We start from the raw sequence: 22,406 nt of genomic DNA on the forward strand, positions 1-22,406 counted from the left end.
ACTCGTGAACATGCCGAGACGGTAATGGATGCCTCGGACACCGGCATCCGCGAGTCAGAGACGCGTGTGCGCGCCTACGGTCGCAGCGTCGCGGCGGGCTCCGGTCGGTGCACGCCGCGGGGGCGGTAGCCCAGCGCACCCGAGACCCCGGCGAGGTCGGCGAGGTACCAGAGGATCGCGAGCCACATCTCGGTGCCCTGCAGTCCGGGTTCGGTCTCGGCGAGGCCGCGGGTCGCCGGACCAGGCTCGCGGAACGCGAAACCCGCACCGGGGACCCAGGTCGGCAGGGCGTCGGAGAGCAGCCGCGCCGCCAGCTCGCGCACCTCGTCGTCGCGATAGCCCGACCCGCGTGCGAGCCACAGCGGATGCGCGACGTCGAGCACATTGCAGGCGTTCCGCGCACCCGGTGCGAACCAGCGCGGGTCGCGCGCGTGGCGCAGCACCGTGTCGATCACGCGGTCGGGGTGGGGGAGCGGCACGCCGAACTGCGCGAACGTGCCGCGCGCGGCGCGATAGAAGCCGTTCACCACCGGCAGCAGCCCGCGGTCGGGCGTCGCCGCGCCCCACATGCCGGTCTGCGGGTCGGTGCCCAGCAGCAGCCAGCCGAACAGCGCCTCCTCCACACCCGCCGGAACCGGGTGCCCTGCGCGTCTTGTCCACAGAATCGCGGTGCCGAAGCCGTCGATGTGGTGTCCGGCGCTCCACGCGTCGGTGGCCCACGGCAGACTCTCGCAGAACTCGACGACGCGTTCCGGCGTCGCCGCGGTCACCCAGGTGAGAGGAGCAGGGAATGCCGCCCCGAGCAGGTCGAGCGCGTAGCCCGTGCTCAGCACGTGATACGCGACGTCTTCGTGCGAGAAGCCGAGGCCCTCCTGCTGACGTCCGCTCGCATCGAGGGGCGCGACCGCACCGGTCGCGGCATCCTGCCACCCCTGCAGGCGGCGGATCTGCGCGTCGACCGGCGCCTGCGGCGGCGCAGTGCCGAGCAGCAGATCGGCGATCTCGATCGCGTCGGCCTGTGCGCGGACGGTGGGCGCGGCGCCAGGGCGGTCTGCGAAGAGCCCGAGGTCGTCGATCCACGCGCGCTGGAGGACGCCGGATGCCTCGACCCTCGCCCGCGCCGCGATCTCCGCGACGCGTCCGGCCAGACCGGCGAAGTCGTCGGCGGCGGCCGCGGTGGTCGGGTTGCTCGAAGTCGTGGCGGATGACGCGGCGACGGATGCGGCAGCGGCGACTGAGGTGCCCGGGTGCGCCACGTCGACGTGCGCCTCGAGCCTCGACTCGGCGGATCGTTCCGACGTGTGCGCGAGGGCAGACCCGCTCGTCGGGCCGTCCGCTCGTTGCTGCGCCGATTCGATGTCGCGCGTGAGATCGGCCTCCGACGAGGCCGCGGCGTGCGTCGATTCGAGGCCACGCGTGAGATCGGCACCCGACGAGGCCGCGGCCTGCGCCGATTCGACATCGCGCGTGAGATCGGTCTCCGAGGCCGCGGCGAGTGCCGCGAGCACCGCCGGCGGCGTCTCGAGGGGTTCGCGTGGTTCGGGTGCGTCGGGCCGGTCCTCGGTGCCCCGGGCCGCAGCATCCGCCGCCGCATCGGGGTGGATGCCGGTGTCGTCGGGCTCCACGCGCCAGCGGATGAAGCGCGCAGGGTTGCCGCCGACGACCGCGCCGGCGGGCACATCCTTGGTGATGACGGCGCTGGCCGCGAGCACCGAGTGCGAGCCGACGCGGACGCCGTCGAGGATGACCACGTGCGAGCCGATCCACACGTCGTCGCCGATCTCGATGCCCTTGGAGGTGAGCGGCTGACGGAAGACGGGCGTGCCCGACTCCATCGAGTGGTTGAACCCCAGGATCGACGTATGCGCACCGATGCGCACGCCGTCGCCCATGGTGACGCGACCGCGGATCACGGTGTACGGGTTGATGCTGCAGTCGGCGCCGGCGCGGAGGTCTCCGGTGAGATAGGCGCCCGCCGCCACGTACGTGCGGTCGCCGAGGCGCAGCACGTCGTTGTCGATCGAGGCGAGCTCAGAGAGGAAGCACTGCTCGCCGAGCTGGTGATCCGGGTGCCCGGCGACGACGGTCTGCTGAAGTGCCAGCTGCGCGTCACGCTCGGCGGGAGTCGCCTCGCTCCAGAAGTCCCAGGGCGAATACTCGTGGGCAGCGATCGCGGGGGACATGGAGGGGCTGACGGGAATCGAACCCGCGCTGTCTGCTTGGGAAGCAGAAGTTCTGCCATTGAACTACAGCCCCGGACGCCGGCATCCCGGCGTTCGCGCGCCTGTTACAGCGCCCGGCCAGCATAACAGCACGGTCCGGCTAGGCTGGCTCCGTGCTGCTGAGTGACCGCGACATCCGGCTCGAGATCGACGCGGGGCGCATCGGGCTCGACCCGTGGGATCCCGCGATGGTGCAGCCGTCGAGTGTCGACGTGCGGCTCGACCGGTACTTCCGGCTGTTCGACAACCACAAGTACCCGTTCATCGACCCGGCCGAGGACCAGCCCGAGCTGACGCGCCTCATCGAGGTCGACCCCGAAGAGCCGTTCATCCTGCACCCCGGCGAGTTCGCGCTCGGATCGACGTTCGAGCAGATCTCGCTTCCCGACGACATCGCCGCCCGCCTCGAGGGCAAGTCGTCGCTCGGCCGTCTCGGCCTCCTGACCCACTCCACCGCGGGCTTCATCGACCCCGGCTTCTCGGGCCACGTCACCCTCGAGCTCTCGAATGTCGCGACGCTGCCCATCAAGCTGTGGCCGGGCATGAAGATCGGGCAGGTCTGCTACTTCCGTCTCACCTCGCCCGCCGAGAGCCCTTACGGATCGGGCCCGTACGGCAACAGGTATCAGGGGCAGCGGGGGCCCACAGCATCCCGTTCCTTCCAGAACTTCCACCGCAGCGACGTGGGCGCGACGGATGCCGGGAGTCTCGGCGCCTGACACCCGAGTCGTGAGGGGAATGGATGCTGCGGCCCGCCGCATCCGGAACCGCTCAGGGCGTCGGACCGACGATGCCCGGCTCGCGGGCGTACACGTGCACCTGCTCGCCCTCGAGGACGAACTGCAGCGCGGTGCCCTCGGGGAAGCGGTCGCGCAGCTCTGCGGGCGCCTGCCGCCCGACGACCATCGCCGCCTGTGCGGGGTACGGCCCCGCGCCGCAGGCGCCGCCGAGGTACGAGGGGTTGTCACTCACCCCGCTGAAGACGATCAGGCACGGCACCGGCTCCTGGGTTCCGTCCCCCGTCACCTGCGGCTGCGACAGCACTGACAGACCGTAGAACGTCTCGAATGCGCGAGAGTCCTCGGTCGGGCCGCCCCAGACCTCCTCCGGCCAGGCCGCGTCGGCGTCCACCTGCAGCACACCGACCTTGCCGGCCTCGAGGCTCTGCAGCAGCGCCGTGAGCCCGGCGCCGAGGAGCATCGCCGCCACCACCGAGGCGGCCCACAGCACCGGTGTCCTGCGCCACCACGGGCGCGCCGGCGCCTCCTCATCCGGCAAGGCTTCGAGCTCGACGCCTTCACCGGCGTCGCTCCCGGGCTCCGCAGCATCCATCCCGCCCTCGTGCACCTGTGCGGGCACATCGCCGGCGCTCGCGAATTCGGGGGTGGGGGAGCCCTGTTCGGCCCGGCCCTGGGCGGCCGGCTCGGCCAGGGACGCAGCATCCGTCCCCGCGTCCGCGGCCGACGCGACCGGCGTCTGGTCCGCACCCTCGTCGGCCTCGTCAGGCGCCCGGCGCGGGCCGCCGTTGGTCGAGAGCGGGGTGCGCACCGCGCTCGCGGCGATGACGGCGGCGCTGGCGGCCGCGGCCAGTTCCTCGAGTTCGTTGAGCCGCGCCAGCGCGGCCGGGTCGTCGAGGATGTCGGCATCGCGGCCGTACGCGCGCTCGCGCAGTGCGGCGAGCTCGTCGTGCGATGCGTCGGTCGGCGTGGACATCACAGGCCTCCCCTCCCACAGCGCTCCCTCGCGCCCCCAGGCCTGGTGCCAGTGTCGCAGACAGATGTGCGGCGGGCGATCCCCAGATCGCCCGCCGCGGGGCGAGACCCCGTCCCCACACGTCAGGCCTCACCCGCGACGCGAGCCGTGTCCCCACACAGGATGACGCGCCGCCGTTTACTGCAATCTGCAGTATAAGGTCGCTGCCGAGTGCCCGGGATACCCTTTACGTTCCGCGACGGCGACCCGAAAGCCGGGCGGGAAGGAGCTTCTCGTGCCCGAACGCGAACCCTCGATCACGGGGTATCTGACGCTCGGCCTGCTGGCCGGGCGCGACTGGTCGGCCTACCAGCTCGCCGAGCAGCTGGGGCGTGGCGTGTCGGAGCTCTGGCCCTCGGCCGACCGCGGCCGGTACGCGGTGCTCAACCGGCTGCACAAGGCCGGTTTCGTCGAGACCCGGCAGGAGCACACGGGCAAGCGCGCCCGCACGATCTACTCGATCACCCCCGCGGGCCGCGAGGCGCTCGCCGCGTGGCTGCGCACGCCGGTGCGCCCGCCGACCGTCGAGTTCGAGGGCATGGTGCGGGTGCTGCTGTCGGACCAGGGCTCGATCGACGACCTCCGCGCGACCCTCGCCCGTACCCGCGAGCAGGCGCAGGCGAACCGCGAGATGTTCGCGCGGTACGCGGCGTTCATCAGCGAGACCGGCGGCACGTTCCCCGAGCGCAAGCACCTGTTCGCGCTGGCCAACACCTTCATGATCGGCCACTACGAGCACATCATCTCGTGGACGGACTGGGCCGAGAAGCAGATCGCCGACTGGCCCGACGCCGTCGAGCCGGCGCACACCCACGGCGGGCAGGTGCACGACATGCTGGCGCCCGGCCGCGAGGCTCTGAAGGGAGACGACAGCGGCGAGTGGTGACGCCCGGCCGCCGCACCTCGCGGCGCGGCCCGTGCGCACGCCGCTGCGGCTACCCCGGGCCCACGCAGCCACGGCTACCCGGGCCCGCGCCGCTACGGCCGCTACGCGTAGACGATCACGCGGTCGTCATCGCGCACGAACTGCAGCGTGGTGCCCTCGCCGAACTCCTCGAGCAGCGCCGGCGGCGCCTGCGCGGTGACGGCGATCGTCGTCGACGCGGGGGCCGAGCCGGCGGCGCACGACCCGGCCGACAGGCCGAAGTTGACGGACGCGGAGTCGTACACCCACAGGCATGTGCTGTTGGTGCCGTTGCCGAAGTCGCGGGCCGAAGCGATCGCGGTGAGACCCAGGTACTCCTCGTACGTCACGCCGTCGGGCGGCCGCGCGCCCCACATCTGCTCCGGCCACTGCCCATCGGCGTCCGCGCCGAGCACCGCGACCTGCTCGCGGTCCGGCGGCAGCTGCACCGAGCCCACCGCCACCCCCAGCACGGCCGCGATCACGAGCGACCCGCCCCAGAGGAGCGTGCGGTGCCGCTCCCACCAGGGCGTCTTCGCGACCGGCTCCCGGGCCGGAGGGCCGGCCGGCGGTTCCTCTCGAACCGTCGAGACCTCGCCCGGCTCGCCGGGGCGCGGCACCTCACCCGCCGGCGTGCCGGCAGTGCGCCCTTCGAGTTCGTGCAGCCGCCGGAGCGCCTCCGGATCGTCGCGGATATCGGCGTCGGGCCCGTACGCGCGCAGCCGCAGCGCCCTCAGCTCGGCAGCCGCGTCGGCAGCCGCGTCGGTGGCAGCATCGGCCGCCTCGTCGGTCGGGTCGTCGGACATCGGCGACATTGTCGTCGACCCCGGCGTCCGGGAAGTGAACGCGCAGGTGTCGGGTCGATGAACGCCGCCCGCGGTGCCGTCGTCCCGGCTCAGTGCGCGGTGCGCACTCCGACGAGGTCGTGCACGAGCACGGCCGCCGCGCGGGCGCCCTGGCCCGCCGCGACGATGAGCTGCTGCGGACCGGGGGACGCAGCATCCCCTGCGGCATACAACCCCGGCAGCGACGTGCGCCCGGAGCGGTCGGTGACCAGGTTGCCGAATTCGTCGCGCTCGAGGTCGATGCCGCCGATGAAGTCGAGCGCGGGGTGCCACTGCGGCCTGACGAACCCGCCGTCGATCTCGATGCGCGCCCCGTCGGCGAGGCGTACGGCGGTCACGGTGCCGCGGTCGCCCTCGAGGTCGTCGATGACCCGTCGCTCGACGACGATTCCGGATGCTGCGAGCTCGGCCTCTTCGACCGTGTCGACGGCATCCGTGCCGTTGGTGAAGACGGTGAGTCTGTCGGTCCAGCGGGCGATGAGGCGGGCGCGCGCGGCGAGGTCGCGGGTCTCGCCGATGAGGGCGAGGGGCCGGTCCTGCAGCTCCCACGCGTCGCACGCGGCGCAGCTGAAGAGGCTCATGCCGTAGAAGGCGCGCAGGCTCGGGATGGCGGGGAGGGTTTCGCGCAGGCCGGCCGCGACGATCACCGAACGCGCGGCGACGGCGGGCGGGACACCCCGGCCGCGGCCCTGGAGGGCCGCGAGGAAGCGGAGCCCCTCGCCGCAGTCGCGCTCCTGCAGCGCCGTCACGACGGTGCGATCGAACACCTGCACGTTGGGGTAGGCGGCGAGCTCGGCGCGCGCGAGCTTGCGGAGCTCCAGCGGCGGAACGCCGTCGCGCGTGAGGAAGCCGTGCGAGCGCAGCGTCGCGGCGTTGCGCGGGCGGCCGGCGTCGATGAGCACGACCGACGCGCGGGCGCGTCCGAGGTTGAGCGCCGCCGAGAGCCCGGCCGGGCCGCCGCCGACGATGACGACGTCGACCTCGGTCGAGGGGGCGGCGGAGGTGGGGTCAGTCATGGCCGTCTCCTTGGGGAGGAAGCGCCGCGATGACCGGGTGGTCCTTCGCGATGACGCCGGTCTTGGCCGCGCCGCCGGGCGATCCGATGTCGTCGAAGAACTCGACGTTGGCCTTGTAGTAGTCCTGCCACTCGTCGGGCAGGTCGTCTTCGTAGTAGATCGCCTCGACCGGGCACACCGGCTCGCAGGCGCCGCAGTCCACGCACTCGTCGGGGTGGATGTACAGCGACCGCTCACCCTCGTAGATGCAGTCCACCGGGCACTCGTCGATGCAGGCGCGGTCCTTCACATCGACGCAGGGCAGGGCGATCACGTACGTCACTTGACGAGCGCTCCCCGCGAGATCGCGACCTGCTCGTCGCGCGGCACGACCTTGACGCGCTCGCGCGTGTGCACGTGCTCGGCGCCGAGCGAGCGCTCGTGCGCGTCGAGGGCGAGCCAGCCGTCCCACGTCGTGAACTCGACCTCGCGCTCCTCGAGCAGGTCGAGCACGTCGCCGTCGACCCTCGGGGCCGAAAGACGACCGGCCTCGACGTCCGACACGAGGTGCGCGATCGTCTCCATCGCGTCGGACTTCGTGTGCCCGATGAGCCCGACGGGCCCGCGCTTGATCCAGCCCGTGGCGTAGAGCCCGGCGATCACCGGGGTGCTCTCGTCGCCCGTGACCGCAGCATCCCGCACCCGTCCTTCGACGTTCGAGACGACGCCGGCGCGCGCGTCGAACGGCGCGTCGATGACGGGGGTGCCGTAGTAGCCGACGGCGCGGTAGACCTGCTGCACCGCGATCTCGCGGAACTCGCCGGTGCCCTGCACACGGCCCTCGTCGCCGACGGGCTCGGTGCGCTCGAAGCGGATGCCTTCGACACGGCCCTCGCCGAGCACCTCGACGGGGGAGTGGTAGAAGTGCAGGTGCAGGCGGCGGCTGGCGCCCGTGGACTCGCGCGTGCGCCAGCTCTCGAGGATGCGGAGCATGACCTTCAGCTGGTTGGTCGCCGGCGTGATGCCCTCGAGGTAGGCGAAGTCCTCGTCGTGCACGACGATGTCGACGTTCGGCACCTCGCCGAGCTCGCGCAGCTCGATGGGCGTGAACTTGATGTCGGCAGGGCCGCGGCGGCCGAACACGTGCACGTCGGTGACGGCGGAGGCCTCGAGGCCCGCGAGCACGTTGTCGGGGATCTCGGTGGGACGCAGGTCCACGGCGTGTTTGGCGAGCACGCGGGCGACGTCGAGCGCGACGTTGCCGTTGCCGATGACTGCGACCTCGCGCTGGTCGAGCGTCCACTCGGTGGGGACGTCAGGGTGACCGTCGAACCACGCGACGAAGTCGGCGGCGCCGTACGAGCCCTCGAGGTCGATGCCGGGGATGTCGAGCGCGGCGTCGCGGATCGCGCCGGTCGCGAGGATCACGGCGTCGTAGCGCTCCTGCAGCTCGTCGATCGAGATGTCGCGGCCGACCTCGACGTTGCCGATGAAGCGCGTGGTGCCGGCATCCAGCATCTCGTGCAGCGAGTTGACGATGCCCTTGATGCGGGGGTGGTCGGGTGCGACGCCGTAGCGGATGAGGCCGTAGGGCGCCGGCAGCGACTCGAACAGGTCGATCGCGACGGTGCCGCCGGCCTCGACGACGGAGTTGGTGAGGATGTTGCCCGCGTAGATGCCGGCGGGGCCAGCGCCGACGATCGCGACGCGGAGGTTCTGGAGGTTCGAGGTCACGAGGTGGGTGCCTTCCGGAGAGCGAGGGGGTCGTAGTTCGAGAGATCGAGGGTCGCGAGCGCGGCGGGCGCGTACGGGCTGAGCCGCACCACGTCGCCGACGACCACGACGGCGGGCGAGCGGATGCCTCGTTCCGCGGCCTGGTGCGCGATGGTCGAGAGGGTTCCGACCGTGACCCGCTGGCGGGGTCCGTATCCATCCTCGACGACGGCGACGGGGCAGTCCGCACCGCGCTCGCCGCGGGCCAGGGTGATCGCGGAGTTCGCCAGGGTGCCGATGCCCATCAGCAGCACGACGGTGTGGTCGCGGCCGCCGCCGAGCGACTCGATCTGGTCGTGGGCGGTGGCGACCGTGAAGGCTGTCGAGACGCCGCGATGGGTCAGCGGGATGCCGGCGATCGCGGGCACCGAGATGGCGCTGGTGATGCCGGGCACGACCTCGACGTGCACGCCCGCCTCCTGGCACGCGTGCAGCTCTTCGCCGCCGCGGCCGAAGACGTACGGGTCGCCGCCCTTGAGCCGGACGACGGTCTTGCCGTCGTGCGCGAGCTGCACGAGGAGGGCGTTGATGGCGTCCTGCGGCACCGCGTGGTGGCCGGGGCGCTTGCCCACGTCGACGACCTCGGCGCGGAGGTCGACGCCGTCGGACGCGAGGCCGTCGAGCACGGCGCGCGCGCCGAGCCGGTCGGCGACGATGACGTCGGCCGCCTCGAGGGCGCGCAGCCCCTTCACGGTGAGCAGGCCCGCGTCGCCGGGTCCTGCCCCGACGAGCCACACCTTGCCGTACGCGGTCATCGGGCGCCTCCCGAAAGGAGCAGGCCTCGGCGCTTCAGCATCCGTCGCTCGAGCGGTCCGAAGAAGACGAGCTCGATGAGGATGCCGATCACGAGGATGAGGATGATGGTCGCGAGCACGCCCGCGAGGTCGGCCAGCTCGCGCGACTGCTGCAGCATCGAGCCCAGGCCGAAGCCGATCGAGCCGCCGGTCGCGATGATCTCGGCCGCCATGAGCGAGCGCCACGAGAACGCCCAGCCCTGCTTGAGGCCGGCGAGGTAGCCGGGGAGGGCGGCGGGCAGGATCACCGAGGTCGCCAGCTGCCAGCGCGATGCGCCGAGCACGGTGCCCACGCGCCGCAGCTGCGGCGGCACCTGGTCGATGCCGGCGATGAGGCCGTTGACGATGGACGGGATCGCGCCCATGAGGATCACGAAGTAGACGGTGGCGTCCGACAGGCCGAACCAGATGATGGCGGCGGGCACCCACGCGACCGACGGCAGCACCTGCAGACCCGAGATGATCGGGCCGACCGCGCGGCGGATGGGCCGCACCTCGGCCAGCAGCAGGCCGATGGGCGTGCCGACGACGATCGCGATGAGGAAGCCGACGACGCCGCGCTCGAGGCTCGTGGCGACGGCCTCCTGCAGGCGGCCGGTGTCCCACGCGTACCCGAGGGCGTTCCACACGTCGACCGGGCTCGGCACCTTGTCGGGGCGCGGGTCGGCGATCACGACGTAGAGCTGCCACGCGACGATCAGCAGGATGACGAACACGATCGGCGGCACAACGCTCTGGGCGACGCGGCGCCAGCGGCTGGGCCCGGTGTCGGCGTCGGTCTGGAGGCGGTCGAGGCCGGCTTCCAGGGACCGGAGGTCGTCGGAGTGAGTGGACTCTGCTCGATTGCTGTTCTGGGCGGCATCCGCCTTCGAGAGGGTCACGGTGTCATGCGGCATTGCGGCGGATCTCCTTCCGCAGCTGCTCGGTGATCTCCACCGAGAGGGCAGCGACCTCGGGCGACTCGATGCGGCGGCCCGTGGTCTTCGTGATCTGCCACTGCTGCACGACGCGGCCGGGGCGGCTGCCGAGCAGCACGACGCGCTGGCCGAGGCGTGCGGCCTCGCGCACGTTGTGGGTGACGAACACGATGGTGCGGCCGGTCGCGCGCCACACGCGCTCGAGCTCCTCGTGGAGGAGGTCGCGCGTGATGGCGTCGAGCGCGGCGAACGGCTCGTCCATCAGCAGCACCGGCCGGTCCTGGGCGAGGGCGCGCGCGAGCGCGACGCGCTGGCGCATGCCGCCGGAGAGTTCGTGCGGGCGCTTCTCCGCAGCATCCGCCAGATTCACGGTGTCGAGGAGGGCGAGCGCCTTGTCGCGGCGCTCGCCGCGGGGGACGCCGCGCAGGCGCAGCGCGAGCTCGACGTTCTTGCGGGCTGTCAGCCACGGCATGAGCGCCGACTCCTGGAACATGACGGCCGAGCCCTCGGCGGGGGTCTCGATGCGCCCCGCGGAGGGACGATCGAGACCCGCGACGAGGTTGAGCAGGGTCGACTTGCCGCACCCCGACGCACCCAGCAGGCACACGAACTCGCCCGGGGCGATGTCGAGCGACACGTCCTCGAGCACGACCGGCCCGGCGCCGAAGCGCTTGGAGACGCCGTCGATCCGCACCGCGGGTGCGGGGGCGGGCGCGGCGACCGGAACGGGCGTGACGCTGTCGAAGCTCGGGGCGAGCGGCTTGGTCGTGCCCGCTGCGGCGGGCGCGCCCGCCGCCGGCGCCGCGTGCGCGGCCCCGGAGGCGGAAGCGGGTGCGGGTGTCATGTTCAGTCCTCGCCGAGTCCTGCTGCCGACACGGTGTCGGCGCCGGCGGCCTTCAGCTGCTCGTTGAGCAGCCGCAGGTCGAACAGGCCCTCGATCGAGCCCTGCTTCTGCGTGCCGGCTTCGATGCCGTTCTCGACGAGCGTCTGGAACGTGTCGGCGTGCGGGTCGACCGAGAACGAGACGTGCTCGAGCGCGCGGGCGATGACGTCGTCGGCGAGCGGCTTGCCGGTCTCCTTCTCGATCGCGCCGTTGATGACGGCTGGCGCCTCGTCGGGGTTGTCGGCGATCCACTGCACGGCGGCCTCGTGGCCCTTCAGCAGGTCGGCGACCACGTCGGGGTGCTCATCGAGGAACTCCTTGCGCACCAGCAGCACCGTCGTCGGGAACTCGCCGTCCTCCCAGAGGTCGGCCTCGTCCTGCAGCACGTGGGCGCCGGCGTCGATGATGAGGCGCGACACCCACGGCTCGGGCAGCCACGCGCCGTCGAGCTGGCCGTCCTGGAAGAGCGTCAGCGTCTGCGCGTTCTCGGTCGGCGTGATCTGCACGTCGCCGCCGCCGGCGGTGTCGGTCTCGAAGCCCTGGTCGGCGAGCCATACGCGCGCGGCGACGTCCTGCGTGTTGCCGAGCTGCGGGGTCGCGATCGTGGTGCCCTCGAGGTCGGCGGGGGTGTCGATGCCGTCGCGCACGACGAGCGCCGCGCCGCCGGTCGCGGCACCCGCGACGATGCGCGCCGACTCGCCGCCGGACTGGATGAACGTGTTGATCGACGGGTTCGGCCCGATGTACGTGGCGTCGATCGCGCCGGCCGAGAGCGCCTCGATCGCGGCGGGGCCGGCGTTGAAGACCTGCGTCGTGACGTCCACGTCGCCGAGGGCGTCCTCGAACAGCCCCTCTTCGAGGCCGACGAGCGCCGGCGCGTGGGTGACGTTCGCGAAGTAGCCGAGGCGCAGCTCGGTCACCGGGGCGGCGTCGCCGCCGTCGCCCGCGTCCGCCGCGGCGGAGGCGCAGCCGGCCATCATCGCTGCCACGAGTCCCAGGGTTGTGAGTGCAGTCGCAGTGCGGATTTTGTTCACGGTGTCGCCTCCTTAGTTCGGGTGGTGCTCAGTGGATGGTGTGTGCGACCGGTCAGTCGCGCACGATGCCGGCGGCGAGCGTTGCGCCGTCGGACGGATGGATCACGAGGAACGAGCCCCCGTGGCGGCTCGCGGCGTACGGCTCGAGCGGCAGGTCGGCCGCCAGCCGCAGCCGCACGCGGCCGATGTCGTTGGTCTCGAGCGTCTGCGCCGGCCCGTGGGTGAGCGCATCGAGGTCGTAGCGCGACTCGATCTGCGCGACGATGGCCTGCACGGTCGCGGTGCCGTGCTTGACGAGCACGCGGATGCCGGGGGTCAGTGCCCGCGCGTCGAGCTGGAACAGTTCGGCATCGAACTCGCGGCGGCCGGCGGGCAGCGTGCCCGCGGCGACCACGACCGCGCCGCGCGCGGTGTCGATGTCGCGGTCGAACTCGAGCGACACGGACTGCGGGGCAGTGGCCTCGTCGACCACGGCCCCCGCGGCGCGGATGCCGGTGACCGTGGTCGCCGAGCCGCCCGGGAAGACCTCGACCCGGTCGCCCACCCGCACGACGCCGCTCGAGATGCGGCCGGCGACGGCGCGGTAGTCGCGCAGGCGCTCGGCCTCGGCCGCGTCGATGCCCGGGGCGAGGCCGCCCTGCGGGCGCAGCACGAGCTGCACCGGCAGGCGCAGCGGCTCGAGCTCGCGCTCGGCGTCGTCGGCGGCGGGCAGCGTCTCGAGCAGTTCGAGCAGCGCCGGACCCTCGTACCAGGGCGTGCGCTCCGAGCGGTCGACGATGTTGTCGCCCTCGAGGGCCGACACCGGGATGACGTGCAGGTCCTCGATGCCGAGCTCGGCCGCCACCTTCTCGGCCTGGGCCGCGACGTCGTCGAAGATCTCCTGCGAGAAACCGACGAGGTCGATCTTGTTGACCGCGACGATGACGTGGGGAACGCGCAGCAGCGCGACCACGGCGAGGTGCCGCTTCGTCTGCTCGAGCACGCCCTTGCGTCCGTCGACGAGCACGATCACGGCGTCGGCCGTCGTCGCGCCGGTGACCATGTTGCGCGTGTACTGCACGTGACCGGGGCAGTCGGCGAGGATGAACGACCGCGCGCCCGTCGAGAAGTAGCGGTACGCGACGTCGATCGTGATGCCCTGCTCGCGTTCGGCGCGGAGGCCGTCGGTGAGGAGGGCGAAGTCGAACGCGCCGTGCGCGAAGCCGCGATCGGCCGACGTGCGGGCGACCTGCTCGAGCTGGTCGGCGAGGATCGCCTTCGAGTCGTGCAGCAGGCGGCCGACGAGGGTCGACTTGCCGTCGTCGACCGAGCCCGCCGTGGCGAACCGGAACAGCGTGGGCTGGGCGATGAGAGTCGCGGTCATCAGAAGTACCCGTCCTTCTTGCGGTCCTCCATGGCCGCCTCGCTGAGGCGGTCGTCGGCGCGCGTCGCGCCGCGCTCGGTGATCGTCGAGACGGCGACCTCTGCGACGATCGCAGCGAGGTCCGCAGCATCCGATTCCACCGCTCCGGTGCAGCTCATGTCGCCGACCGTGCGGTAGCGGACGACGCGGCGCTCGACTGTCTCGTTCTCGCGCGGCGGCGAGAACTCGCCGACGGGGCGCCACATGCCGTCGCGGGCGTACACGTCGCGCTCGTGCGCGAAGTACAGCGGCGGCAGCGCGATGCCCTCGCGCTCGATGTAGCGCCAGACGTCGAGCTCGGTCCAGTTCGAGATCGGGAACGCGCGCACGTGCTGGCCCGGCGTGTGGCGGCCGTTGTACAGGCTCCACAGCTCGGGGCGCTGGTTGCGCGGGTCCCACTGGCCGAACTCGTCGCGCAGCGAGATGATGCGCTCCTTGGCGCGCGCCTTGTCTTCGTCGCGACGGGCGCCGCCGAAGACGGCGTCGTGGCGGCCGGCGGCGATCGCGTCGAGCAGTGGCAGCGTCTGCAGCGGGTTGCGGGTGCCGTCGGCGCGCTCCTGCAGGCGGCCGTCGTCGATGTAGTCCTGCACCTTCGCGACCTCGAGGCGGATGCCGAGGCGCTCGACGGTCTCGTCGCGGAAGGCGATGACCTCGGGGAAGTTGTGGCCGGTGTCGACGTGGAGCACCGGGAAGGGCACGCGGCCCGGTGCGAACGCCTTGGTGGCCAGGTGCAGCACGACGACGGAGTCCTTGCCGCCCGAGAACAGCAGCACGGGGCGCTCGAACTCGGCGACGACCTCGCGGATGACGTGGATGGCCTCGGCCTCGAGCAGGTCGAGCGTCGAGAGCGCCGTGGAGGGTGCAGCGATCGTGTCGGTCATTCGTGGAGCCCGCATTCGGTCTTGGCCGAACCGGCCCAGCGGCCGGATCGGGGGTCTTCGCCGGGGGCGACCGGCTTCGTGCACGGCTCGCACCCGATCGAGGGGTAGCCGAACCCGACGAGCAGGTTCACCGGCGCCTTGTGGGCGGCCGCATAAGAGAGGACGTCGTCGAAGCTCCACGCCGCGACCGGGTTCACCTTGACGAGGCCGTTGCGCTCGTCCCACGTCACGAGCGGCGTGTTCGTGCGGGTCGGCGCCTCGTCGCGGCGCACGCCCGTGAACCACACCTCGTAGCCGCCGAGCGCGTCCTGCAGGGGAGCGACCTTGCGCCGCGCGCAGCACAGGCCCGGGTCGCGCTCGAAGAGCTTCGCGCCGAACTCGGCGTCCTGCTCGGCGACGGTCTGGTCGGGCGTGATGTCGACGATCCGCACGTCGAGCGCCCGCTGCACCTCGTCGCGCGTCGCGTAGGTCTCGGTGAAGTGGTAGCCGGTGTCGAGGAACAGCACGTCGACGCCGGGAAGCTGCTCGGCCACCAGGTGCGGCAGCGCGGCATCGGCCATCGAGCAGGCGACGGCCGCAGCATCCGTCCCGAAATTCCGCGCGACCCACGCGACCACTTCGGCAGCGGATGCCTCGTGGTCGGTGAGGCTGCCGAGCTCGAGGTTGCCCTGCTCGGCGAGTGCGGCGAGCTCTGCGTGCGAGCGCTTCGTCGCGACGCGGGGGGCGAGCGAGACGGTCACTGGAGCGCCTCCTCGTCGGCGCGGTGCGCCCACTGGGCGAACGTCTCGTCGGCAGCGGCGTCGCGGTCCGCGAGGAAGCGCTTGACGACCCGCTCGGTGTAGTCGGCGATGCCGTCGGCGGCGACCTTGAGGCCTCGCACCGTGCGGCCGAGTCCCGGATCGTCGCGGTCGGCGTTCACGAGGCCGCCGCCGAGGTGCACCTGGTAGCCCGGCACCTGCTCGCCGTCGATCGTGACGAGCTGGCCCTTGAGGCCGATGTCGGCCGTCTGGATGCGCGCGCACGAGTTGGGGCAGCCGTTGACGTGGAGCGAGATCGGGTGCGGCAGGTCGAATTGCTCGAGGCGCTTCTCGAGGTCGAGCACCGCCGCCGTCGCGTACGCCTTGGTCTCGACGATCGCGAGCTTGCAGAACTCGATGCCGGTGCACGCGATCGTGCCGCGGCGGATGAGGCTCGGGCGGGCCGACAGGCCGAGTTCGTCGAGGCCGGCGATGAAGGGCTCGACGTTCTCGTCGGGGATGTCGAGGAACACGAACTTCTGGTGCGGCGTCGTGCGCAGGCGCGTCGAGCCGTGGGCCTCGAGCAGGTCGGCGAGCTTTGCGAGCGTCGGGCCGGAGACGCGGCCGACGATCGGCGTCGCGCCGATGTACGAGAGGCCGTCCTTCTGCTTGTGCACGCCCACGTGGTCGCCCTGCGTCAGCGGCTTCGGCGCGGCGGGGCCGTCGGGCAGCTCGTAGCCGAGGTACTCGTCCTGCAGCACCTGGCGGAACTTCTCGGCGCCCCACTCGGCGAGCAGGAACTTGAGACGCGCCTTGTTGCGCAGGCGGCGGTAGCCGTAGTCGCGGAAGATCTGCGCGACGCCGTGCCACGCCTCCGCCACCCGCTCCGGTGCGACGAAGACGCCGAGGCGCTCCGCGAGACGCGGGGTGGTCGAGAGGCCGCCGCCGACCCACAGGTCGTAGCCGATGCCCAGCGACGGGTGCTCGACGGCGACGAAGGCGACGTCGTTGATCTCGTGCACGACGTCCTGGCTGGGGTGGCCGGTGATCGCGGACTTGAACTTGCGGGGCAGGTTCGCGAGCGACTCGTCGCCGATGAACCGCGACGTGATCTCGTCGATCTGCGGCGTCGGGTCGATGAGCTCGTCGGCCGAGATGCCGGCGACCGGCGAGCCGAGGATGACGCGGGGCACGTCGCCGCACGCCTCGGTGGTGCCGAGCCCGACCGCCTCGAGGCGGCGCCAGATCTCGGGCACGTCCTCGACGCGGATCCAGTGCAGCTGGATGTTCTGGCGGTCGGTGACGTCGGCGGTGCCGCGGCCGAAGTCGTTCGAGATGCCGGCGATCACGCGCAGCTGCTCGGTGGTGAGCTGGCCGCCGTCGATGCGCACGCGCATCATGAAGTACTCGTCCTCGAGCTCTTCGGGGGTCAGGGTCGCGGTGCGGCCGCCGTCGATGCCGGGCTTGCGCTGCGTGTAGAGCCCCCACACGCGGAAGCGGCCGTGCAGATCGGTCGGGTCGATCGACGCGAACCCGCCCTTCGAGTAGATGTTCTCGATGCGGTCGCGCACGCTCAGGCCGTTGTCGACCTGCTTCCACTCCTCGTTGCCGTTGAGCGGGCTGGTGCCGTCGACCTTCCACTGGCCGTTCGGCTTCGACGACGGGCGCGGCGGGCGCACGGCGGCGCGCGGGCGCTCTGCGGCCGCGAGCGCTTCGGTGTCGCTGATGGTCACGGTGGCCTCCGGGGTGAATCCCGGGGCGTCCCCCGGGCGGGACCCTATCGAGTCCATTCCGTGAGGCTAGAAGCGCGCGGGCGCCGGACCTATCCGAGCGTCAAGTGACGTTAACCGACGTAACCGTGCGTCACACAGTTGCGGGTGGACGCCTTTGTGGACCGGGTCCGGCTATTTTGCGGCTTCGTTGTAGCGATCGACCACGATGTCGACGAGGGCCGCCGGCGGCTCGTCGTCGCCGAGCAGCGGCGGTGCGACCGGGGCGCCGGCCGCGAGGCGTACGGCGAGGTCGTGGAAGTAGCCGGGCGCGAGGAGGTAGTCCACGACGACCACGCGGCCGGCGCGCGCCGCGGCGTCTGCGACGGCGACGTCGACGCGGGGGTCGGCGGCGGCGAGGAAGCCGACAGTGACGTCACGGTCCAGCCGGGCCCCCAGCATCCGTCCGATCTCTCTGCAGTCCTCGTTCGCACGGTCGTCGCTGGACCCTGCCACCGCGAGCACGAGCGCGTCGTCGGGGGAGAGCCCGAGGGGTTCGAGGCGGGCGAGGAGCGCGTCGACGAGGCGGGGGTCAGGGCCGAGGGCGGGTGCGATGACGACGTCGTCGCGCCCCGCCGACTGCTGGATGAGGTCGACGCGCACGTGATACCCCGCCGAGAGCAGCAGCGGCACGATCACGACGGGCGTCCCCTCAGGGATCGCGTCGAGGGATGCCGCGACATCCGGCTGCTGCACATCCACGTGGCCGAGGCGGACCATGACGCCGGGGAGCCGCCGCGCCACGGCGTCGACGAGTGCCGCGACCGCCGCCTGTCCCGTGGGCGACGACGTGCCGTGCGAGATGGCGAGGAGCGCAGGCTGGGGCATGTGGCCCATTGTGCCCCGCGCGTGTGACGCGCGTGTGACGGCATGGCGCCCGGACGGTGGGAAGTCCGGACTTCGCACGATCTGGGGTCGGTTCTCCCGCGAAACCTGGACCGCGGCATGAACGCCGAAGGGTGGTCTCCGCGTGTGCGGGGACCACCCTTCGGGGGATGGATGCTGCGGCTCAGGCCGCGCCAGCCTCCCGGCCGCGTGAGAACCCGGCGTCGAAGCCGCGCTCGTACGCCTGCTGGGTGCGCCGGCCTCCGCGGCCGTGGTGACCGTGGTGGCGGTGGTCGCCGTGGCTCCAGCCGTGGCCGTGGTCCCCGTGCGGGTGCCCGTTGCCCTCGTGGTCGTGGTGGCTGTGCCCGGCGTGCGCGTGGTGGCCGTGGCAGCCCTCATCGCCGTAGCCGCGCAGGGGCTCGTCGAAGCGCTCGGCCGGGTGGCCGGGACGCCCAGGCGCGAACCCGCGGTGGCGGTTGCGGCCGTAGCCGCCGTGCACGTCGGGGTCGAACGGACGCGGACGCCCACCGAGCCCAGGACCGAAGCCCGGCCCGAACCCGCCCCGGAAGCCCGGACCGAAGCCCGGACCGAAGCCCGGACGCCCGAACCCGCCGAAGCCGCGCTCGCGGCCGGCGGCGTTCTCGTCCCAGCCGAGTTCGCGGGCGATGGCCTCGAGCGAGCCGGTCAAGGCCGTGTACGCCTCGTCATCGCCGACGGCGGCGACCACACGTGCGCGGATGCCGTCGACGATCGCGCCGATCCGTTCCTTCTCGGCACGGCCCAGGTCCGTGAGGACCCACGTGCCGTCGCCCTGCTCTTCGGCCCAGCCGCGCTCCTCGATGCCGCGCAGGCGCTTGCCCTTGCGGGCGAGGCGCTCACGGAGCTCGGGGGCGTCGACGTCGCCCGAGAGCACGTTCAGCAGCATCCAGTCGCGTCGGGTGATGCCCTCGGCCTCGAGCGCCGTCGCGAACTCGCGCGTCAGCAGCCCGTCGACCGCACGCAGCCAGTAGCCGAGCGGCTTCTTGTCGGTGGGGCGGGTCTCGTTCTCTTCGTTGTCATCGATGTCGTTCATGAGGAAGTCCTTTCGGGGGCGGCGCGGAGGGCCGCCCGGTAATACATGTCGAAGTGCATGTACATGCAGTGTGACATGCACCTTAGATCCATGTCAAGTCGCATGTAAATTGGACGCATGCCGTCCACTCCCGACGACCCGTCCGACGCGATCGCCGCCGCCCTCGCCCGACTTCGTGGACGACGGATGCCTCGGCCCCCGTGGGTGGAAGGCCCCGGCCCGCATGGCGCGGGCCCGCACGGGCACGGTCACGCGGGGCCGCACGGCCACGACGCGGACGGCTCGGCGCACATGCATCCCGACGGCACGATCCACGGGTTCCCGGGTCGCGGCGGGCGCGGCGGTCCGTGGGGGCGCGGGGGACCGGGCCCCGGATTCGGCGCACCGCCGTGGGCAGGCGGAGGAGGTCGCTTCGGCGGCCCGGCGCGCATGAGGCTGCTCGAGGCGCTGGCCGCGGCATCCCATCCCCTCTCGGTGGGCGAGATCGCCGACGCCGTGGGCGTCGATCAGCCGCGGGCGTCGCGGCTGGTGCAGCAGGCAGTCCAGCTGGATCTGGTGCGGCGCGAGGCCGATCCCGACGACGCCCGGCGCACGCGCGTCGCGCTGACCGATGCCGGCACGCGTCTGGTGCGAGGGTTCCGCGGCGAACGGCGCGAGGCGATCGACTCGGCGCTCGCGACCTTCACCGACGCCGAGCGCGCCGAGCTCGCGCGCCTGCTCACGAAGCTCGCCGACGCCTGGCCCGGCGCCACCTGACACCCGCCGCCCGCCGCCGCTCACCTGTCACGACGTGCCGCGGCGAGCGATACCTCGTGACAGGTGAGCAGAGGGGGTCAGAAGCTGGTGACGAGGTCGCCGAGCACCGCCTCGAGCTTCGACGGGTCGGTGGCGTCGTAGTAGTGGGCGCCGGTCGCGCTCGAGATGGACTGCAGCGTCGCCACGTCAGCGTCGGCGCCGTAGGCCAGCGTGAAGATGAGCACCGGCGTCGCGTGGTGCATGTCCTTCAGGTTCGCGAGCATCTGGTCGGCGCTGATCGTCGGCGCGTTCGGGGCGTCGTTCTCGCCGTCCGACAGCAGCACGATGGCGTTGATGTGGTCGCTCGACCACGACGCCGCCTGCTGCGCGGCGAAGGTGTCGACCGCCTGGTACAGCGGGGTGTCGCCCATCGAGGTGATGCCGCCGAGCGCGCCCAGGAAGCCGTCGCGCGACGCGCCGATGTCGGAGACCGGTGACACCAGCCCCGGCACCATCGCGCCGTCGGGTGCCTGCGCGAAGGCCGCGAGGCCGACGTCGTCGCCGGTGGTGAAGTGGCCGAGGGCCGCCTCGATCGCCTTGCGGGCCTGCGTGAGCTTCGTGTCGCTGGCCGAGATCGGCTCGTCCATCGAGCCCGACACGTCGAGCAGGAACAGCACGTTCGCGCGCTTGCGCACGTCGGGGAACGACGCCTGCACGGCGCTCACCACGTCGGCGCCGGGGAAGGCGAGCGTGCCGCCCTGGTCGCCGTCGAGCTGCCCGACCTGCTGCACGCCCTCGTCGAGGTCGCGGTTGAGGTCGCGGTAGCCGGCGGTGCGCACGGCGGCCTGGCCCTGCGCGGTGTGCGTGAAGCGGATGAAGTCCGCCGCGGCCTCCGACTCGACCGGGTCGATCCACGCGCCGGTGAGGCGCATGACGGGGTTGTCGGCGGTGTAGTAGCCGTCGGCCGGGTAGATCGGCACGAGCTGCTCGGCGGGCGGCTCCGCCTGGGTGCGCGTGATGCCGTCGCGGCTCGTGATGCCGCGGTTGTAGTCCCACACCGACTTCTCGTCGACGATGACCGCCGAGAGGAAGTCGGCAGTGGAACCGGATGCCTCGGCCTGGCGCGCGTGCCAGAGGAAGTGCTCGGGCGTGGCCATGTAGTGGCTCGTCGCCGTCTCGTTCTCGTGCACCTCCGCCTGCACGGCGGCATCCTGCACCTGGGCGGCGGTGAAGTCCGTCATGGAGCCGGCGGCTGTGCCGTACGACGCGAACATCGCCGCCTCGCCGCTCGTCGCGACGAGCGGGCTCGTCTTCCCGAGCTTGAACGCGCCCCACTCGGGGTGGCCGAGCCCGCTCCACAGGTCGGGGTCGCCGGCGGCCTCGAAGATCTCGGTCCAGGTCGGGGCCGCAGCATCCCATCCGATCGCCGCAGCCAGGTTCTCGGGCATGGCGAGCACGATGTCCGACAGTGCGACGCTGGTGCCCTCGGCACGGAGGTTGGTGGCGCCGGAGGCCTGTGCCACGTCGACCCAGGTCGACGAGTCGGGCAGCCACACCGTGGGCTTCTGGTCGTCGGCGAGGTTCGGGAAGCCGGTGGCCACGACGGCCGCGGCGACGCCCGACTTCTCCCGGGTGGTGCTCACCGTCACGCACGAGCCCGCGACGTTGCGCGGCCGGCTGTTGTACGCGGCGGCGAGGCCCTCGACCATCTCGGCGTTCTCGAACGACGACAGCACGTTGACGGTCGCGCAGGGCTCCGCTCCGGCGGTGGCGGCGGGTTCGTCCTCGGGGAAGACGATCGGCTCGGCGACGACGGGCGTCTCGGGCGCGGGGCCGGCGGCCGGCTCCTCGGAGCCCGAGAGGTTCGACACGATCGCCCACGAGACGCTGCTGATCGAGCCGACCAGCACCACGATGCCGACGATCGTCGTCGCGATCAGGGCGTTCCGGCGGCGCTTGCGGCGGCGTTCGCGGCGCTCGTCGATCGCGGACGGCTTCGCCGACGGCCTCGCGGACTTCGTCGCGGCAGGGGTCGAGAAGGTGGGGGGAGGGGTCGGCGAAGACGCCGACGTCATAGGTGCGTTCTTCGGTTCGGAGGTCTGGCCCCGGCGGGGGCCAGGGACGTCCTCGTCGCCGCGCGTTCCATCGCGCATGGGGGGCATCCTCAAAGCGGGTGCGGCTGCCAAGCCGGGCGGGGGGTCACCGGTCCCAGGGTCCGGTGTGGCTAGAGCCTAACGCGAGTGAAGTTGCGAGGCGAGGGAGAGGACGCCGTGAGATCACCGAGAGGCGGTGTTCAGCATGCCGATCAGAACCGCCGTCCACCAGGCCGTCTGTGACACGACCGCGCTCCAGACGCACCACAGCCGGAGCCTCGCGGGGAGCGCCGAGAACCGCACACGGCCGGGCAGCCGGTCGAGTTCGTCGGTCAATCGCGTCATCGCGACGCCGTTCATCGCGGCGATGAGCACGGCGATCATCTTGATAGCGGTGAGCGGCTGCGAGAGGTCGGGCTGGAGGAACGCGCCCGTCGCGAGCAGGCCCGCGATCCCCAGCCACGCCAGCGCCGTCACCGGGGCCTCCGTACGGCGGAGGTCGTCGAGCGAGGTGCGCCGCAGCATCCAGAGCAGTCCGCTCATCTCGAGCAGCACCGCCGCCCCGAGTCCCACGATCACGGACGCCAGATGTCCGAACAGCGCCGGCGTGTGCAGCCACTCGTGGGGCACAACGGACGTGCCGATCCACATCGACAGCAGCCACGCGATCAGCACCCACCAGTAGCCGACCGCGCGGCGGTGGCGCGCGGCGCGCAGGCGCTCGGCGCGTTGGCGCTGGATCAGCGGGATCGTCACGGTGCCTCTCGGGTATG

At 72.2% G+C, this 22,406-nt stretch carries 21 protein-coding genes and 1 tRNA gene; 3 read left to right on the plus strand and 19 right to left on the minus strand.

Annotated elements, in window-relative coordinates; genetic code table 11:
* Positions 1-74 precede the first annotated feature (74 nt).
* Both ACFC1I_RS07785 and ACFC1I_RS07790 read right to left on the minus strand, forming a co-directional pair.
* Positions 75-2,183, minus strand: coding sequence for an acyltransferase (locus ACFC1I_RS07785; protein WP_376007647.1), 2,109 nt, complete (start codon positions 2,181-2,183; stop codon positions 75-77).
* A tRNA-Gly gene (locus ACFC1I_RS07790) sits at positions 2,183-2,256 on the minus strand. Before ACFC1I_RS07790 ends, ACFC1I_RS07785 begins: the two co-directional genes overlap by 1 nt.
* A 79-nt stretch (positions 2,257-2,335) precedes the next feature.
* On the opposite strand from ACFC1I_RS07790, the gene dcd reads away from it, so the two are divergent.
* On the plus strand, positions 2,336-2,941 hold the full coding sequence (gene dcd / locus ACFC1I_RS07795) for a dCTP deaminase (protein WP_376007649.1): 606 nt from the start codon (positions 2,336-2,338) through the stop codon (positions 2,939-2,941).
* Between the two features lie 52 nt (positions 2,942-2,993).
* Here the strand turns inward: dcd and ACFC1I_RS07800 are convergent, their stop codons facing one another.
* The gene (locus tag ACFC1I_RS07800) at positions 2,994-3,935 is read right to left on the minus strand and encodes a hypothetical protein (protein ID WP_376007651.1); all 942 of its coding nucleotides are present in this window, start codon (positions 3,933-3,935) and stop codon (positions 2,994-2,996) included.
* Between the two features lie 274 nt (positions 3,936-4,209).
* Here ACFC1I_RS07800 and ACFC1I_RS07805 point away from each other — a divergent pair, with 274 nt between their 5' ends.
* Positions 4,210-4,860: a PadR family transcriptional regulator gene (locus ACFC1I_RS07805; protein ID WP_376007653.1), complete on the plus strand. Its 651-nt coding sequence runs from the start codon at positions 4,210-4,212 to the stop codon at positions 4,858-4,860.
* A 101-nt stretch (positions 4,861-4,961) separates the two neighbouring features.
* On the opposite strand, the gene ACFC1I_RS07810 is transcribed toward ACFC1I_RS07805, so the two are convergent.
* The 14 genes from ACFC1I_RS07810 to ACFC1I_RS07875 form a co-directional block, all read right to left on the minus strand.
* The gene (locus ACFC1I_RS07810) at positions 4,962-5,684 is read right to left on the minus strand and encodes a hypothetical protein (protein ID WP_376007655.1); all 723 of its coding nucleotides are present in this window, start codon (positions 5,682-5,684) and stop codon (positions 4,962-4,964) included.
* Positions 5,685-5,773: 89 nt separating this feature from the next.
* Positions 5,774-6,739 (minus strand): NAD(P)/FAD-dependent oxidoreductase, encoded by a 966-nt coding sequence (locus ACFC1I_RS07815; protein WP_376007657.1) that lies wholly within the window; start codon positions 6,737-6,739, stop codon positions 5,774-5,776.
* Positions 6,732-7,061, minus strand: coding sequence for a ferredoxin (gene fdxA, locus ACFC1I_RS07820; RefSeq protein ID WP_109208608.1), 330 nt, complete (start codon positions 7,059-7,061; stop codon positions 6,732-6,734). The genes ACFC1I_RS07815 and fdxA overlap by 8 nt, the downstream gene beginning before the upstream one ends.
* Positions 7,058-8,452 carry an FAD-dependent oxidoreductase gene (locus ACFC1I_RS07825; RefSeq protein ID WP_376007659.1) on the minus strand — a complete coding sequence of 465 codons (1,395 nt, stop codon included), beginning with the start codon at positions 8,450-8,452 and terminating at the stop codon, positions 7,058-7,060. The genes fdxA and ACFC1I_RS07825 overlap by 4 nt, the downstream gene beginning before the upstream one ends.
* Entirely contained in the window at positions 8,449-9,246 is a 798-nt protein-coding gene (cobA, locus tag ACFC1I_RS07830; protein ID WP_376007661.1) for a uroporphyrinogen-III C-methyltransferase, read from the minus strand. The genes ACFC1I_RS07825 and cobA overlap by 4 nt, the downstream gene beginning before the upstream one ends.
* Entirely contained in the window at positions 9,243-10,181 is a 939-nt protein-coding gene (locus ACFC1I_RS07835; RefSeq protein WP_376007663.1) for an ABC transporter permease, read from the minus strand. Before ACFC1I_RS07835 ends, cobA begins: the two co-directional genes overlap by 4 nt.
* Positions 10,171-11,046, minus strand: a complete 876-nt coding sequence (locus tag ACFC1I_RS07840) for an ABC transporter ATP-binding protein (protein ID WP_376007665.1) — start codon at positions 11,044-11,046, stop codon at positions 10,171-10,173. Before ACFC1I_RS07840 ends, ACFC1I_RS07835 begins: the two co-directional genes overlap by 11 nt.
* Positions 11,047-11,048: 2 nt before the next feature.
* Positions 11,049-12,065: an ABC transporter substrate-binding protein gene (locus ACFC1I_RS07845; protein WP_376008031.1), complete on the minus strand. Its 1,017-nt coding sequence runs from the start codon at positions 12,063-12,065 to the stop codon at positions 11,049-11,051.
* A 106-nt stretch (positions 12,066-12,171) separates the two neighbouring features.
* Complete coding sequence (locus ACFC1I_RS07850; protein ID WP_376007667.1) at positions 12,172-13,482, minus strand: sulfate adenylyltransferase subunit 1; 1,311 nt, start codon at positions 13,480-13,482, stop codon at positions 12,172-12,174.
* Positions 13,482-14,402 (minus strand): sulfate adenylyltransferase subunit CysD, encoded by a 921-nt coding sequence (gene cysD, locus ACFC1I_RS07855; protein ID WP_376007669.1) that lies wholly within the window; start codon positions 14,400-14,402, stop codon positions 13,482-13,484. The genes ACFC1I_RS07850 and cysD overlap by 1 nt, the downstream gene beginning before the upstream one ends.
* Entirely contained in the window at positions 14,399-15,142 is a 744-nt protein-coding gene (locus tag ACFC1I_RS07860; protein WP_376007671.1) for a phosphoadenylyl-sulfate reductase, read from the minus strand. Before ACFC1I_RS07860 ends, cysD begins: the two co-directional genes overlap by 4 nt.
* Positions 15,139-16,929 (minus strand): nitrite/sulfite reductase, encoded by a 1,791-nt coding sequence (locus ACFC1I_RS07865; RefSeq protein ID WP_376007673.1) that lies wholly within the window; start codon positions 16,927-16,929, stop codon positions 15,139-15,141. Before ACFC1I_RS07865 ends, ACFC1I_RS07860 begins: the two co-directional genes overlap by 4 nt.
* 114 nt (positions 16,930-17,043) lie before the next feature.
* Complete coding sequence (locus ACFC1I_RS07870; RefSeq protein WP_376007675.1) at positions 17,044-17,736, minus strand: sirohydrochlorin chelatase; 693 nt, start codon at positions 17,734-17,736, stop codon at positions 17,044-17,046.
* A 181-nt stretch (positions 17,737-17,917) separates the two neighbouring features.
* Positions 17,918-18,805: a hypothetical protein gene (locus ACFC1I_RS07875; protein ID WP_376007677.1), complete on the minus strand. Its 888-nt coding sequence runs from the start codon at positions 18,803-18,805 to the stop codon at positions 17,918-17,920.
* Positions 18,806-18,922: 117 nt separating this feature from the next.
* Here ACFC1I_RS07875 and ACFC1I_RS07880 point away from each other — a divergent pair, with 117 nt between their 5' ends.
* Positions 18,923-19,561, plus strand: a complete 639-nt coding sequence (locus ACFC1I_RS07880) for a MarR family winged helix-turn-helix transcriptional regulator (protein ID WP_376007679.1) — start codon at positions 18,923-18,925, stop codon at positions 19,559-19,561.
* A gap of 77 nt (positions 19,562-19,638) precedes the next feature.
* Here the strand turns inward: ACFC1I_RS07880 and ACFC1I_RS07885 are convergent, their stop codons facing one another.
* Both ACFC1I_RS07885 and ACFC1I_RS07890 read right to left on the minus strand, forming a co-directional pair.
* Positions 19,639-21,693, minus strand: a complete 2,055-nt coding sequence (locus ACFC1I_RS07885) for a substrate-binding domain-containing protein (RefSeq protein ID WP_376007681.1) — start codon at positions 21,691-21,693, stop codon at positions 19,639-19,641.
* Between the two features lie 123 nt (positions 21,694-21,816).
* Entirely contained in the window at positions 21,817-22,389 is a 573-nt protein-coding gene (locus ACFC1I_RS07890; RefSeq protein ID WP_376007683.1) for a hypothetical protein, read from the minus strand.
* Positions 22,390-22,406: the final 17 nt, after the last annotated feature.

The organism is Microbacterium sp. NPDC056044, assembly GCF_042267145.1.
In the GTDB taxonomy this organism is placed as follows: Bacteria; Actinomycetota; Actinomycetes; order Actinomycetales; family Microbacteriaceae; genus Microbacterium.

Coding starts and splice junctions, on each gene's coding strand:
- ACFC1I_RS07785 (WP_376007647.1), bottom strand. CDS start 2,183: ATGTCCCCCGCGATCGCTGCCCACGAGTATTCGCCCTGGGACTTCTGG.
- ACFC1I_RS07800 (WP_376007651.1), bottom strand. CDS start 3,935: ATGTCCACGCCGACCGACGCATCGCACGACGAGCTCGCCGCACTGCGC.
- ACFC1I_RS07810 (WP_376007655.1), bottom strand. CDS start 5,684: ATGTCCGACGACCCGACCGACGAGGCGGCCGATGCTGCCACCGACGCG.
- ACFC1I_RS07815 (WP_376007657.1), bottom strand. CDS start 6,739: ATGACTGACCCCACCTCCGCCGCCCCCTCGACCGAGGTCGACGTCGTC.
- cobA (WP_376007661.1), bottom strand. CDS start 9,246: ATGACCGCGTACGGCAAGGTGTGGCTCGTCGGGGCAGGACCCGGCGAC.
- ACFC1I_RS07835 (WP_376007663.1), bottom strand. CDS start 10,181: ATGCCGCATGACACCGTGACCCTCTCGAAGGCGGATGCCGCCCAGAAC.
- ACFC1I_RS07840 (WP_376007665.1), bottom strand. CDS start 11,046: ATGACACCCGCACCCGCTTCCGCCTCCGGGGCCGCGCACGCGGCGCCG.
- ACFC1I_RS07845 (WP_376008031.1), bottom strand. CDS start 12,065: ATGATGGCCGGCTGCGCCTCCGCCGCGGCGGACGCGGGCGACGGCGGC.
- ACFC1I_RS07850 (WP_376007667.1), bottom strand. CDS start 13,482: ATGACCGCGACTCTCATCGCCCAGCCCACGCTGTTCCGGTTCGCCACG.
- cysD (WP_376007669.1), bottom strand. CDS start 14,402: ATGACCGACACGATCGCTGCACCCTCCACGGCGCTCTCGACGCTCGAC.
- ACFC1I_RS07865 (WP_376007673.1), bottom strand. CDS start 16,929: ATGGACTCGATAGGGTCCCGCCCGGGGGACGCCCCGGGATTCACCCCG.
- ACFC1I_RS07870 (WP_376007675.1), bottom strand. CDS start 17,736: ATGCCCCAGCCTGCGCTCCTCGCCATCTCGCACGGCACGTCGTCGCCC.
- ACFC1I_RS07875 (WP_376007677.1), bottom strand. CDS start 18,805: ATGAACGACATCGATGACAACGAAGAGAACGAGACCCGCCCCACCGAC.
- ACFC1I_RS07880 (WP_376007679.1), top strand. CDS start 18,923: ATGCCGTCCACTCCCGACGACCCGTCCGACGCGATCGCCGCCGCCCTC.
- ACFC1I_RS07885 (WP_376007681.1), bottom strand. CDS start 21,693: ATGCGCGATGGAACGCGCGGCGACGAGGACGTCCCTGGCCCCCGCCGG.